Source organism: uncultured Lamprocystis sp. (assembly GCF_903933125.1).
In the GTDB taxonomy this organism is placed as follows: Bacteria; Pseudomonadota; Gammaproteobacteria; order Chromatiales; family Chromatiaceae; genus Thiodictyon.
The window spans coordinates 1-14,240 of record NZ_CAIZIZ010000279.1 but is presented as its reverse complement, the minus strand read 5'-3'; the positions used below and the strand labels follow the sequence as shown (position 1 = coordinate 14,240).

11 protein-coding genes are annotated in these 14,240 nt (G+C 62.7%); 8 read left to right on the top strand and 3 right to left on the bottom strand.

Features of this window, described 5'->3' with window-relative positions:
* Positions 1-189: hypothetical protein (locus tag QZY03_RS13665; protein ID WP_295581898.1), on the top strand; the 189-nt coding region annotated here is incomplete at its 5' end.
* A 239-nt stretch (positions 190-428) separates the two neighbouring features.
* Here the strand turns inward: QZY03_RS13665 and QZY03_RS13660 are convergent.
* On the bottom strand, positions 429-1,178 hold the full coding sequence (locus QZY03_RS13660; RefSeq protein WP_295581896.1) for a class I SAM-dependent methyltransferase: 750 nt from the start codon (positions 1,176-1,178) through the stop codon (positions 429-431).
* A gap of 203 nt (positions 1,179-1,381) precedes the next feature.
* Here QZY03_RS13660 and QZY03_RS13655 point away from each other — a divergent pair, with 203 nt between their 5' ends.
* The 3 genes from QZY03_RS13655 to QZY03_RS13645 all read left to right on the top strand — a co-directional run bounded on the left by QZY03_RS13655 (position 1,382) and on the right by QZY03_RS13645 (position 6,720).
* Positions 1,382-2,485: an efflux RND transporter periplasmic adaptor subunit gene (locus QZY03_RS13655; RefSeq protein ID WP_295581894.1), complete on the top strand. Its 1,104-nt coding sequence runs from the start codon at positions 1,382-1,384 to the stop codon at positions 2,483-2,485.
* A complete protein-coding gene (locus QZY03_RS13650; protein ID WP_295581892.1) occupies positions 2,482-5,556 on the top strand; it encodes an efflux RND transporter permease subunit in 3,075 nt (1,024 codons plus the stop codon). Before QZY03_RS13655 ends, QZY03_RS13650 begins: the two co-directional genes overlap by 4 nt.
* Before the next feature lie 213 nt (positions 5,557-5,769).
* Positions 5,770-6,720 (top strand): NmrA/HSCARG family protein, encoded by a 951-nt coding sequence (locus QZY03_RS13645; protein WP_295581890.1) that lies wholly within the window; start codon positions 5,770-5,772, stop codon positions 6,718-6,720.
* Positions 6,721-6,866: 146 nt separating this feature from the next.
* Here QZY03_RS13645 and QZY03_RS13640 read toward each other — a convergent pair whose 3' ends face one another.
* The gene (locus tag QZY03_RS13640) at positions 6,867-7,280 is read right to left on the bottom strand and encodes a hypothetical protein (protein WP_295581889.1); all 414 of its coding nucleotides are present in this window, start codon (positions 7,278-7,280) and stop codon (positions 6,867-6,869) included.
* 129 nt (positions 7,281-7,409) lie between these two features.
* Positions 7,410-8,282, bottom strand: coding sequence for a helix-hairpin-helix domain-containing protein (locus QZY03_RS13635; RefSeq protein WP_295581887.1), 873 nt, complete (start codon positions 8,280-8,282; stop codon positions 7,410-7,412).
* Positions 8,283-8,541: 259 nt separating this feature from the next.
* On the opposite strand from QZY03_RS13635, the gene soeA reads away from it, so the two are divergent.
* The 4 genes from soeA (at position 8,542) to soeC (ending at position 14,149) form a co-directional block, all read left to right on the top strand.
* Entirely contained in the window at positions 8,542-11,439 is a 2,898-nt protein-coding gene (gene soeA / locus QZY03_RS13630) for a sulfite dehydrogenase subunit SoeA (protein WP_295581885.1), read from the top strand.
* 66 nt (positions 11,440-11,505) lie between these two features.
* Positions 11,506-11,937 (top strand): DUF2750 domain-containing protein, encoded by a 432-nt coding sequence (locus tag QZY03_RS13625; RefSeq protein WP_295581883.1) that lies wholly within the window; start codon positions 11,506-11,508, stop codon positions 11,935-11,937.
* Between the two features lie 15 nt (positions 11,938-11,952).
* On the top strand, positions 11,953-12,675 hold the full coding sequence (gene soeB / locus QZY03_RS13620) for a sulfite dehydrogenase subunit SoeB (RefSeq protein ID WP_295581881.1): 723 nt from the start codon (positions 11,953-11,955) through the stop codon (positions 12,673-12,675).
* A gap of 496 nt (positions 12,676-13,171) precedes the next feature.
* Positions 13,172-14,149, top strand: coding sequence for a sulfite dehydrogenase subunit SoeC (soeC, locus tag QZY03_RS13615; protein WP_295581879.1), 978 nt, complete (start codon positions 13,172-13,174; stop codon positions 14,147-14,149).
* The last annotated feature ends 91 nt before the right edge of the window (positions 14,150-14,240 follow it).

Sequence of the window (14,240 nt, the reverse complement as noted above, 5' to 3'; positions counted from 1 at the left end):
TTGGGTGGAGGACTTATCGCATCACTGAATAGAGATGGCGATCTTCGCAAAATTGATCCAAGAAAGCTTCTTGGTGATTCCGTGGATGAACTTGGCGGTCCCTATTGTGATTATATAGATAGCGAGGCTGAACAGAACTCTTTTGATGCAACTTGCAAGAAATTACATAAATTTCTGATTTCACATTAGGGCCAGACTCGTCATGAGTGCCGCACGAAAGGAGAATGTTGGGGTTCGTTCCTCACCCCAACCTACGGCATTGCGATGTTTTCGGGTTCGGAGCGAATACTTTCACGATCTCTGGAGCGTGGGAACGAGAATTGCTTAGGGCTTTCGCAGTGCGACTCCGGTGCGGCGCAATACGGGCGCCGTCGGCTTTGGTGCGAATCTTCCGGATCCTGGCGGGCGCCCTATTGCGCCTTACGGACTCACGGCCGCCGCCGCAGCAAGTCCGCCCGATGCGGCTTCAGAAAATGGGCGCCGGTCGGGGTGAGGTGGCGCTCGAAGGCGGCGCGGATGACGGCCAGGCGCTCGGCATCCAGGTTGCGCTCGCTGTGCGTGATGTGGATGAAGCGCGCCTCGAAAGTAGGCCAGTCCGGGTAGGTGCCTGCCGATTCAAAGAAGACCTCGGCCTCCAGATCGAACAGTCCCTGGGCGACCGCCCGCTGCAAGGCGGCGAAGGCGGCTTCGCGCACGATCCGCTCGTCGTCGATCAGGCGCATGATCTCATTGAAGGGGCCCCAATAGACCGGCTCGGAACAATAGAGCCGCCCGCCGGGCTTGAGGACGCGATGGGCCTCGGCCAAGGCGCGATCCATCAGCGGTACCGGGACATGGTGCAGTGATTTCAGCATGATCGCCAGGTCGTAGGTGCCGTCCGGGTCGGCGATCGACTCGGCGCCGCCGTAGCGGAAGATCACCTGGGGCAGGTCGCTGACTTGTGTATTTTTTTCGTGCTGGATCTGGTCGACCTCGGTGGCGGTGACTGATCGTGCACCCAGCCGTTCGACCAGCAGTCGGGTGGTCCAGGCCGCCCCGCAGCCCAGTTCCAGGACATCGCACCCCGTCATAGGGACCAGTTCGGCCATGAGGTCGATTTCTTCCAGGCGTCGGTAGGCTTCGGGGCGGTTGATGGACATCGCCTGGGCGGTCGTGGGTGGATCGGCAGGGGTCGGCATGGCAGGGCTCTTGGTTCAAAGTAGTCGATTTTCCCGATTATCCGCCCGTGGATTGGCCCCTGTCGCTTGTTGTCCAATCGACATCCAGCCGAGCGGTGCGCGCGATCCGCCGCGCGGCAAACTATAATCGCGGCTTAATCCCGTCAATGACCCCCGGTGCTTGGTCCTGCCTGGCCCGCGGTCCCGCTTTCGGAAAGGCTTCCATGTTCTTGCGCTTCGTGCTGGTGTTGCTCGTTCTCCTCGTCGTGGTTGCCGGGCTCGCCTGGCTCAAGTACGGCCAGATTCAGGGGGAGATCGCCATGTTCTCCCAACCCATGCCGGCCCCGATGGTCACCGCGGCAACCGTGCGGGAGACCCGCTGGGAGCCGACGCTGGACGCGGTCGGCTCAGTCGCGGCGGTGCAAGGGGTTGAGGTCAGCAATCAGGTGGCCGGGCAGATCGAGGAGATTCGTTTCGATTCCGGAATCACCGTCACCCAGGGCCAGATCCTGGTGCTGCTCGATGACGACGTGGATCAGGCGGACCTGGAAGGGCTGCAGGCGGCGGAACGCCTGGCCGCGCTCAAGCTCGGGCGGAACAGTTCGCTGTTGAAAGGGCAGGCGGTGTCGCAGGGTGATGTCGATGAGGTCAGTGCCCAGGTCGACCAGACCCGTGCCATGGTCAAATCCAAGCAGGCGACCATCGACAAGAAAACCATCCGCGCGCCATTCGCCGGTCAACTCGGCATCCGTAAGGTTAATGTCGGACAGTTCCTTCCCGAGGGGACGCCGATTGTGTTGCTCCAGGCGCTGGACCCGGTCTATGTGGATTATTCACTGCCCGAGCGGGAGATCGGCCAAATTCGGGTCGGGCAGCCGGTGCGGGTGCAGGTCGCGGCCCATCCGCAGGATCAGTTCGATGGGGCGATCACGGCCATCACCCCCGGCGTCGACAAGGGCACCCGCAGTGTCCAGGTGCGCGCCCGCTTCAAGAATCCGGGGCTGAAGCTGCGGCCCGGCATGTTCGCGCGGGTGCAGACGGTGTTGCCGGTTCAGGAGCGGGTGCTGACGCTGACGCGCGAGGCGGTCACCTTCAACACCTACGGGGACTCGGTGTTCCTGGTGGAGGAGAAGGACGGCAAGTTGACGGTGCAGCGGCGCCAGATCAAGACCGGGACGGTCCGTGGGGACGAGGTCGCGGTGCTGGATGGACTTCAGGCGGGTGACCGGGTGGTCTCGGCCGGGCAGGTGAAGCTCACCAATGGGCAGGAAGTGCAGATTCAGGCCGAGACCGCGACCCAGGCCCAGACCGGGACCAAGCCGCAATGAAGTTCACCGACAGCTTCGTCCACCGCCCGGTGCTTGCGAGTGTCGTGAGCCTGCTCATTTTCATCCTGGGCATTCGCGCCTTTCTGGATCTCGAGGTCCGTCAATACCCCAAGACCCAGAACACAGTCGTGACCATCACCACCGCCTATCCGGGGGCGAGCAGTGAACTGGTCAAGGGGTTTATCACCACACCCTTGCAGCAGGCGATCGCCGAGGCCGACGGCATCGACTTTCTGTCCGCCACCAGCACGCCGGGGGTGTCGCTGATCGAGGCCAACATGCGCCTCAACTATGACCCCAAGGCGGCGATGGCTGAAATCCAGGCCAAGGTGGCGAGTCGCATCAACGTGCTGCCGGAGGCGGCGCAGAATCCGGTGATCGACTCCACCACCGGCGATTCCACGGCGCTCATGTATCTCGCGTTCTACAGCGAGGAGATGGACTTGCCGCAGATTACGGATTATCTGTTGCGGGTGGTCCAGCCGCAGTTACAGGCGCTGCAAGGTGTGGCCAAGGCCGAGCTGATCGGCAACCAGACCTTCGCCATGCGGATTTGGCTGGATCCGGCGCGCATGGCCGCGCTGGGCGTGACCGGTGAGGATGTTGCCCGCGTCCTGCAGACCAATAACTATCTCGCCGGACTGGGTCGGCTCAAGGGCAATCTGGTGCAGATCGACCTCTCGGCCACCACGGACGTCAGTCAGGTGGAAGACTTCCGCCGGCTGGTGGTCAAGTCGGAGGCCGACACGCTGGTGCGCCTGGACGACATCGCCCGCATCGAACTGGGCGCCGCGGACTATGACTCCAGCACACTCTACAAGGGCATCCCGGCCATCTTCATCGGGGTGGAGCAAACGCCGGGGTCCAACCCGCTGGATGTGGCCGGGCGGGTCAAGGCCCTGCTGCCCAGCCTCAAGGCCGATTTCCCGGAAGGGCTCAATGCGTTCATCCCCTATGACGCCAGCGAGTTCATCGAGGCGTCGATCCGCGAGGTGTTCAAGACCCTGGCCGAGGCGGTACTGATCGTGCTGTTGGTGGTCTTCCTGTCCTTGGGGTCCCTGCGCGCCGCGCTGGTGCCCTCGGTGGCGGTGCCGCTGTCGATCGTGGGGGCCGGCTTTCTGATGCTGCTGATGGGCTTCTCCATCAATCTGCTGACGCTGCTCGCCATGGTGCTGGCGATCGGCCTGGTGGTGGACGACGCCATCGTGGTGGTGGAAAACGTTCATCGGCACCTGGAGATGGGCAAGTCGAACACTCAGGCCGCCATCGACGCCGCGCGCGAGTTGGCCCTGCCGATCATCGCCATGACCACGACCCTGATTGCGGTCTATGCCCCCATCGGCTTCATGGGCGGCCTGGTGGGGACCCTCTTTACCGAATTCGCCTTCACCCTGGCCGGAGCGGTGCTGGTCTCCGGCGTTGTGGCGCTGACGCTCTCGCCCATGCTGGCCGCCCGGGCCTTGCGCGCCGGGGGGCAGCAGGGGCGTTTCGAGTTGGCGGTGGAGCACGCCTTCGAGTCCCTGGCGCGGGGCTACAAGTCACTGCTGCACGGCTGGCTCAAGTTCCCCTCGATCACCCTGCTGGTCGCGGTGGTGGTGATCGCGGCCACCTATGCCATGTACGGCATGACCAAGAAGGAGCTGGCTCCCACCGAGGACCAGAGCATCCTGTTCTTCATGGCCACCGCCCCACAGACCGCGACCATCGACTATGACCTGAAGTACATCAAGGAGATGCTGCCCATTTTCGAATCCATTCCGGAGTATGACGAGTCCTTCCTGCTCGCCGGCTTCGGTGGCGATCAGAGCATGACCTTCGGCGGTTTCAAGATGCCCCCGGCGGCCCGGCGTGAGCGCTCGCAGGACGCGGTGCTGCCGCAGTTGCAGGGCGCCCTGTCGCAGATCGCCGGCCTGAATACGGTCGTCTTTCCCCTGCCCAGCCTGCCGACACCGGGGACCGGCATTCCGGTGGATTTCGTCATCGTCTCCGACCGGGAGTACGCCGAATTGGACGGATTGGCGGAGCAGTTGCTTGGCGCCGCCATGGCCAGCGGCAAGTTCATGTTTCTGCAAAAGGATGTCAAGCTGGAGCGCCCGCGCGTCGTCCTGGAAGTCGACCGCGACCTGGCCGGGGATATGGGCATCAGCATGGCGGACCTGGGTGCCAGCCTGGCGGGCATGCTGAATGAGGACTATGTGAACTGGTTCAGTCTGGAGGGGCGCAGCTACAAGGTCATTCCCCAGGTGGAGCGGCGCTTCCGCAACGATGTCGGTGAGTTGGCCGACTATCATGTACGCAACCGCGCCGGTGAGCTGATCCCATTGAGTGCCTTGGTGAAGATCCGCCATGAAGTCGAGCCGTCCAAACGCACGCAGTTCCAGCAATTGAACTCGATCACCCTCTCCGGCGTGCCGATGCCTGGCGTGACCCTCGGCGATGCGCTCGGCTATCTGGAAGAACAGGCGAAGGCGCTCTTCCCACGCGGCGTGCGCTTCGACTTCAAAGGCGAGTCGCGCCAGTTCAAAGGCGAGGGGACGGCCCTGGAGGTCACCTTCTTCCTGGCGCTCCTGATCATCTATCTGGTGCTCGCCGCCCAATTCGAGTCCTGGCGCGATCCCTTCGTCATCCTCATGTCGGTGCCGCTCACGATTGCCGGGGCTATGGCCTTCCTGTTCCTGGGCTTTGCGAGTATCAATATTTATACACAGGTGGGGCTGATTACTCTGATCGGACTGGTCGCCAAGAACGGCATCCTGATCGTCGAATTCGCCAATCAATTGCGCGAGCGCGAGGGGTTGTCCAAACGCGAGGCCGTCGAGCAGGCGTCGGCAATTCGCCTGCGGCCCATCCTGATGACCACGGTCTCCATGCTGGTCGCCATGATCCCGCTCTTGATCGCCAGCGGGCCGGGAGCGGTGAGCCGGTTCGACATCGGGCTTGTCATCATGACGGGTTTAGGCATCGGGACCATCTTTACGCTGTTCGTGGTGCCGGCGTTCTATATGCTGCTGTCGCCGGTCGAGCATCGTGCGCACGGGATGCCGGACCAGCAGTCCAAGGCTTTCTCGTAACCCCGCTTCCGAGATTGGGCAAGTATTCCTTGTAGGTTGGGCTGAGGAACGAAGCCCAACGAGGAGCCAAACGCAAGGCGCTGAAATGTTGGGGTTCGTTCCTCACCCCAACCTACGGGATTGCGATGTTTGCGGGTTCGGAGCGAATCTCCCTCGGTGCTACGCATTTCCTGGCGCTCTGCGCTCAATTCCAACCACCGTGAAAGGTGCAACATGGCTGACAAGAAAATTATCGCGATTCTGGGGGCTACGGGTGCCCAAGGCGGCGGACTGGTGCGGGCGATTCTGGACGATCCGCAAGGGGGATTCACCGCCCGCGCGATCACCCGCGATCCGAACGCCCCGAAAGCGCGGGCGCTCGCCGCGATGGGGGCGGAGGTGGTCGGCGCCGATGTCGATGATCCGGCGAGCATGGAGCGCGCGGGCGCGGGTGCCTACGGGGCCTACTTCGTGACCTTTTTTTGGGACCATTTCTCGCCCGGCCGGGAGAAGGCCCAAGCACGCGGTCTGGCCGCGGCCGCCAAGTCCGCGGGGCTGCGCCATGTGATCTGGTCCACCCTGGAGGATACCCGCCGCTGGGTTCCGCTCGGGGATACGCGGATGCCCACGCTTATGGAGGAGTACAAGGTGCCGCACTTCGACGCCAAGGGTGAGTCCAACGCCTATTTCACCGAGCGGGGCGTGCCTACCACTTTTCTGTTGACCTCCTTCTATTGGGATAATCTGATCCATTTCGGGATGGCACCCAAGCCCGGGCCCGACGGCCGGCTTGCATTCACCCTGCCGATGGGCGACAAGAAACTCCCCGGCATTGCTGCCGAGGACATCGGGCGCTGCGCCTACGGCATCTTCAAGGGCGGTGACGCGCTGATCGGTAAGACCATCGGGATCGCCGGCGAACACCTCACCGGCGCCCGGATGGCCGAGGAACTCAGCCGTGCCCTGGGTCAGGATGTGATCTATAACGCCGTCACCCCGGCGGTCTACCGGTCGTTCGGCTTTCCCGGTGCCGATGATCTCGGCAATATGTTCCAATTCAAGGCCGATTTCGAGTCCGACTTCTGCGCAGCGCGCGATCCGGCCGTTGCCCGTGCCTTGAATCCGCGACTGCAGGACTTCCGCACCTGGCTGGCACGGAATAAGGATCGCATTCCCACGGAATGATCGCTGTTGCCGGAACGGCGATCAGAGTCCGCGTGTCGGGCTCCGGCACAGTGAAGCACCTGGGGGCCTTGGTCACGGATCCGGTCAGGTGACATCGCAGGCAGCAACGATGATCAATGCCCACCTGGATCACCGTCCGACCGTACTCACTCGAAATAGGGTTCCTCCGCGATACTTGTCAAACAGTCGTCGAGCGTCAGGTTGGAATGCAGCAGCACCCACTCGCCGGTGTAACGCATGAACGACAGATCGAAGCAGTTGGGCTCAATATATTCCAGTCGCGCCAATTTCGCTTCGAAAAACGGCACAAGCGCATTGGGGCCGGGAACGCAATACTTTGCGCAAACGTAAAAGTAATGGCGATACCACTTGGTATAAATATCGGCAAGGTAGTTGTGCTGAAACGCGTCAGCCGCCGGCGGGGCCTGAACACGCGTCAGCTTGAGCTGGGTCACGAGTTCGGCTGCCCTTTTCTCGATGTCGGCCTTGACGTTCGGCGGTACTTTAGGGGCGGGTTTCTTCGGTGGACTATAGATCCACATTTTTGGTGCTTTGGCCATCGTATCCGGACCCTCTTGACGATTGGCGGCCATGACGGCGCAGAGACATAACGGTAGCGAGTCACAAGATCGAGCGCAACGTGTTTTTATTGGCTGAGTGCGATCTGCGCCGCGGCGGCGCCCCGACCGTCACTGCCCGACTTCGACCCCAGGCCGCAGCTTGTCGAGCAGCTTGGGGCCGATACCGCGAACCTGCAGCAGGTCATCAATCCGCCGGTAGGGGCGTTTCTCGATGATGGCGTTGGCGGTGATTTCCCCGATACCGGGCAGGCTCATCAGTTCATCGCGCGACGCGGTGTTGATGTTGAGTGCTGCCTTGGGCAGTGTCTTGCCGGTTGCTACTTCGCCGGCCGCGTCCTCAGCGCGCAGGGCGCGACGCTGGACGGGGAATGAACTCCAGTCGGTATAGGCCCAAACGCCTTGCCCATTGTGTGCCGCCAGCAGTTCGGCATCGCGCAGTTGCTCCTGGTACTCGGTTCGGCTCTGCCCCTGAGGCGTTCCGCGATAGACGCCGTGGGCGCGGGCGAGACCCTTGGTCACCAGGAGGGTGGCCAGATCCTCGGACTCCGCGGTGGTGACGAACGCATAGACGCGCCGATACCTGGCATCGCCGCGTGCATCGGCAAAGGACGTATGGACGGTGAATGGCTTGGCCAGTCGGGTGTGAGCTTCGCGCGCGGCCGCCTCGCCGAGCGACTTGGCGAGCGTGATGGATGCCGCCGGTGTCCCGCCGTAGTTGGTGATCCCGAAATACCAGCGTTGGTCGCGCAGCCGCCGCGCGTCCGAGCCGTCCGTGACATGCCACTCGATACAGTCCGCGCCGTAGAGGCGCACCGTATGCTCGGCGCCGTCCGGAAACCGGACGCGGAAGCTGTCGCCGTCGGCCCAGTGGGTTGGAACCAGTCTGGCACCTTCGATGGTTTGCAGGTCCAGGGCGGCACCGGTGCAGGAGACGAGAATCGCTGCACCAAAGAGCAACGAGCGGATGAGCGAGATTCGCAATGCAAGACTCCACGAACACCGAGGGACGAAGGATCGCGGGCCAAGGGCAGGCGCCGCGCCTCTTCCGGCAAGCTTGACCTACCGATCCCGGTCCGGCAAGCGGCGTCGACACGCAGACCGGGTGCGACGGTTGTTGCGTGTTGGCCTCGGGCGCTGATATCCCAGCCAAAGTCGGTGGTTGATCAACGCGGGTTTGCGCCGAACCGCTCAAGAACATTAGAATCCGCTGAAGTTAACGCCCCATGCTCAGGTCGCCCTCATGCAGGATCCCATCACCTACTCGGACTCCACCGTCGGCCGAGTCGAGGTCAAAGAAACCACCTGCTACATGTGTGCCTGCCGCTGCGGCATCCGGGTGCACCTGCGCGACGGCGAGATCCGCTACATCGAGGGTAACCCAAACCACCCGCTGAACAAGGGTGTGTTGTGCGCCAAGGGTTCCTCGGGGATCATGAAGCAGTACTCGCCGGGGCGCCTGACCAAACCGCTGCGGCGCAAGCCGGGCGCGGAGCGCGGGACCTCGCAGTTCGAGGAGATCTCCTGGGAGGCGGCCTTCGAGCTGCTCACCGAGCGGTTGGGCCGGCTCCGTGCCGAGGACCCCAAGCGCTTTGCGCTGTTCACCGGGCGCGACCAGATGCAGGCGCTGACCGGTCTCTTCGCAAAGCAGTTCGGCACGCCGAATTATGCGGCCCACGGCGGTTTCTGCTCGGTCAACATGGCGGCCGGCCTGATCTACACCATCGGCGGCTCCTTCTGGGAGTTCGGCGGGCCGGATCTGGACCGGGCCAAGCTGTTCGTGATGATCGGCACCGCTGAAGACCATCACAGCAACCCGCTGAAGATCGCCATCTCCGAGTTCAAGCGCCGGGGTGGGCGTTTCGTCTCCATCAATCCGATCCGTACCGGGTACTCGGCCATCGCCGACGAGTGGGTGCCGATCAAGCCCGGCACCGACGGTGCCCTGTTGCTCGCCATCATCCACGAGATCATCAAGCTCGGGCTCTATGACCGGGATTTCCTGATCCAGTACACCAACTCCGCGGAGTTGGTGGTCGACGACAGCACGCGCGCGGATCACGGGCTCTTCCATCGGCGGGTCGACGTGCCGATCGAAGAAGGCTGCATCGATCCGGAAAACAAGCTCTGGTGGGACCGGGCCAAGGGTCCGGTGCTGACCCACACCCCCGGTGCCGATCCGCGCCTGATGGGCAGCTATACCCTGGATGACGGCACCGCGGTCAAGCCCGGCTTCCAGCTCCTGAAGGAGCGGGTGGAGGACTACACGCCGGAGTGGGCGGCCGGCATCACCGGCATCCCGGCCGACACCATCCGCCGGCTGGCCCAGGAAATGGGCGTAACCGCGCGCGATCAGAAAATCGAGCTGCCGATCCAGTGGACCGACTGCTGGGATAACGAGCACGACTCGGTCACCGGCAATCCGGTGGCCTTTCACGCGATGCGCGGCATGGCCGCCCATTCCAACGGCTTTCAGACCATCCGTGCGCTGGGCATTCTGATGACCCTGCTGGGAACCATCGACCGGCCGGGCGGCTTCCGCCACAAGGCGCCCTTTCCGCGGCCGATTCCGCCCTGTCCCAAGCCGCCCCATGGGCCCGAGGCGGTTCAGCCCAACACCCCGCTGGACGGCATGCCGCTGGGTTGGCCGGCGCGCCCGGAGGACCTGTTCGTCGATGCCGCGGGGGAGGCGGTCCGTCTGGACAAGGCCTTCTCCTGGGAGTATCCGCTGGCGGTGCATGGGTTGATGCACAACGTCATCACCAATGCCTGGCGCGGTGACCCCTACCCGATCGATACCCTGTTCCTGTTCATGGCCAACATGGCCTGGAACTCGACCATGAACACGGTCGAAGTCCGCAAGATGCTGGTCGACAAGAGCGAGGACGGGGAATACAAGATCCCCTTCCTGGTGGTCTGCGACACCTTCTCCTCCGAGACGGTCGCTTTTGCCGACCTGGTGTTGCCCGATACCAGCTATCTGGAACGGCACGACGTCTTTTCCATGCTGGACCGGCCGATCTCGGAATTCGACGGGCCGGTCGATGCGGTGCGCATCCCGGTGTTGCCGCCCAAGGGCGACTGCAAGCCCTTCCAGGACGTGCTGGTCGAGTTGGGCTCGCGGCTCAAGCTGCCCGCCTTCGTGCGCGAAGACGGCAGCCGCAAGTATCGCGACTACCCGGATTTTATCGTCAACTACGAAACCTCGCCGGGGTCCGGCATTGGCTTCCTGGCCGGCTGGCGCGGACGCGGCGGCGAGAAGTTCCTCAAGGGCGAGCCTAATCCCCGGCAGTGGGAAATGTACGCCAAGAACGGCTGTTTCTATCACCATGAACTGCCGCGCTCCTACCAGTACATGCGCAACTGGAACAAGGGCTATCTGCACTGGTCGCGGGCGCATGGCATCACCCGGTACGCTGAGCCCATCCTGCTGAACGTCTACTCGGAAGTGCTGCAGCGTTTCCGGTTGGCCGCGCAGGGCAAGCGCCCCGGCCGCCAGCCGCCGGACCGGCTGCGCCGCCGCGTTGAGTCCTATTTCGACCCGCTGCCGTTTTACTACGAGCCGCTCGAAACCAAGTTGACCGATACCCACAAGTATCCGCTCAATGCGCTCACCCAGCGTCCGATGGCCATGTACCATTCGTGGGACAGCCAGAATGCCTGGCTGCGCCAGATTCACAGCCACAATTACCTGTTCGTCAACCCGAAGGTGGGCGCCGCCAACGGCTTCGACGACGGCGACTGGATCTGGGTGGAGTCGCCGCACGGCAAGGTCCGCTGCATGTGCCGCTTCTCCGAAGCGGTGGAGCCCGGCACCGTGTGGACCTGGAACGCCATCGGCAAGGCGTCCGGCGCCTGGGGTTTGAGTCATCGTGCCGACGAGTCCCGCAAGGGATTCCTGCTTAATCATCTGATCAGCGAGGAATTGCCGCCGACCGGCAACGGTGAGCATCTGTCCAACTCGGACCCCATCACCGGTCAGGCGGCCTGGTTCGATGTGCGGGTGCGCGTGTACAAGGCCGCGGCGGATGAGCCTAAGATCACCTCACCCCAGTTCGATCCGATGCCCCTGTTGCCTGGTCAGGAACGGCGGCGCGGGCGCTGGCAGGCCTATGTTGCGGGACTCTTCGGCAAGCGCTGATACCCGGTTTTCTCCGAATCATCCGTAGGGTGCGCGTTGCGCGTACCCGCCAACCAGGCAAGCACCATGAGCGACCTCAGTCCCGACTATCAAGACCACCATGAGCGCTTTGTTACGCGCGTGCGCGAGACGGGGCAGGTATGGGGGCTCAAGTCCGATGAGGGCTGGGCCATCTGTGAGTCGAATGAATACGAAGATACGGACGTCTATCCCTTTTGGTCGGAAGAGGTGGCCGCCGCGGCCCACTGCACCGACGACTGGGCCGGCTTTGTGCCGACCAGCCTGGATCTGGATCTGTTCATCGATACCTGGCTGGCCGGCATGAGCGAGGACGGCGTCCTGGTGGGCACCAATTGGGATGAGGATCTCATGGGACTCGAGGTGGAGCCCTCCGATCTGGCCGAGGAGTTGCTGATCGAAGAGTACGAGGAAGAACAAGATGACGAAGATGACGACGACGATGCCGACCCGGACACTAATCGCCGGGATCGTAACTGAGCGAGAAACGAGCTTATGAGCCAGTTGGCCCTGGTCATCGACCTCAATGTCTGCGTTGGCTGCCATGCCTGCGTGACCTCCTGCAAGCAGTGGAATACCTCCGGTTGGGCCGGACCCCTGGTCGATGAGAACCCCTATGACGCGGACCCCACGGGGACCTTCTTCAATCGCGTTCAGACCTTCGAAGTCGGTACCTTTCCCGACACCGAGACGGTCCATTTCCCCAAGAGTTGCCTGCATTGCGAGGATCCCCCCTGCGTGCCGGTATGCCCCACCGGGGCCTCCCATAAACGGGCGGACAACGGCATCGTGCTGGTGGACTATGACAAGTGCATCGGGTGCAAGTATTGCTCCTGGGCCTGTCCCTATGGCGCCCGCGAGGTGGACGAACAGCAGAAGGTGATGAAGAAATGCACCCTGTGCATCGACCGTATCACTGACCTGACCCTGCCGGAACGCGAGCGCAAGCCCGCCTGTGTGCTGGCCTGCCCGACCAGTGCGCGCTTGTTCGGCGACGTGGAGGACCCCGACTCCGAGGTGTCAATCGCCATTCGTGAGCGCGGCGGTTATCAATTGATGCCCGAATGGGGCACCAAGCCCGCCAACCATTATTTGCCGCGGCGCAAGACCCGCATCTACATCGATCCGGAAGAACTGATCCGGGCGGACAATCCGCTGCGCAAAGAGGACCTCACGACCTACAGCGGTGAGGAAACCCTGGATGATGTGACGTGGTAGGAGACCGCTCACGAATAGGCGAAATCAGTCTAGTCGAAGACGCCTTTGGCGTCCCGGTCGTTGTCGTTGTCGTTGTCGTTGTCGTTGTCGTAATCGTAATCGTAATCGGATAAGCGATTCAAGTTTGGCAGGAGCAGCCCGCTGTCTGTCGGGTTTTGATTCGCTACACAGCTTAGGCGTACCAGGCCGCTAAGGGTTTGAAAGGATACGATCGCGTCACGCGCGGGTCCAACGCATGGCCTTGATCGTAATCCCGGCCAGCCGCATGCGTAGTCAGGGCTTCCAGCCCTGAGGGTGTCAGGCCAGGATGGCCTGACTACGCATCCGGCGAGCCCAAGTGGCCGGAATCGTGATCAAGGCCCAACGCATCATCGAGGGATCAACAACTCGATTACGACAACGACAACGACCGAGACAGCACAGGCGTCCCCTAATGGACTTGTTTAACTTATTAGTGAACCCTTCCTCTACTCGTTAATCACTGAAGGAAACTTTTATGCATCCCGCCTTCTCAGTTATCTTTCTGACCACCCTGATCGGCGCCGGACAGGGGCTGTTCCTGGCCCTCTATACCGGGCAGATCTATGCCCTGGCCAACCTGCTGCCCGCGCAGGGGGATGAGTTTTATGCCTTCGGCAGTCTGGTGGCACTGACCCTGCTCGTCGGCGGGCTGATCGCCTCATTCTTTCACCTGGGGCGGCCGGAGCGTGCCTGGCGGGCGGCGGCCCGCTGGCGGACCTCCTGGCTCTCCCGTGAGGTGCTGGTGCTGCCCCTGGTGATGGCCCTGGTGTTCGCCTACGGTTTGGCGCATTGGACCGCTCACACCCAGTCGCTATTCACCCTGGGGAATTGGCTGGCGGTCGATGCGACACTGCTGATCGGTCTGGCCGCGACCCTTGCGGTCTTCGCCTTGTTCGTTTGCACCGCCATGATTTATGCGGGTGTTCGCTTTCTGGAGGAGTGGAGTTCGCCGCTCACGGTCATCAACTTCACCCTTTTTGGCCTGGCCTCCGGATTCATGCTGGCGGCGGCCTACTCGGCCTTTATCGGCAATCAATTGGTCGCGTTCTTCGGTACCTGGTCGGTGATCTTTACCCTCATGGCCTTGATCAGCCGCTTCGCCTCGCTCACCCGTAACGCCCGTTTACAGCACAAGAGCACGGTACAGAGCGCCATCGGCGTGCGCCACCAGACCGTGAGTCAAAAAGCCCAGGGGGCGACCGCCGGGTCATTCAACACCCGCGAGTTCTTCCACGGCCGTTCGGCGGGCACGCTGCGTACCGTGCGCCTGCTGTTCCTCTTCCTGGTCTTTCCGCTGCCGATTCTGCTGATCGGCGCCGCCTATGCCACCCAGTCGCCAACGCTGCCGATCGTCGCTTTTGCCGTGCAGTACCTGGGGCTGTTGTTCGAGCGCTGGTTCTTCTTTGCCGAGGCCAGGCATCCGCAGAATCTCTATTACCAGTCCGTTGCTTAAACCGCCCCCAGTGCGGCCTTGATCATCATTCCGGCCCGCCGCGGACGGTCCGCACAACGGACCCGGCGGTAATACCGTGACCTGTAGGGTC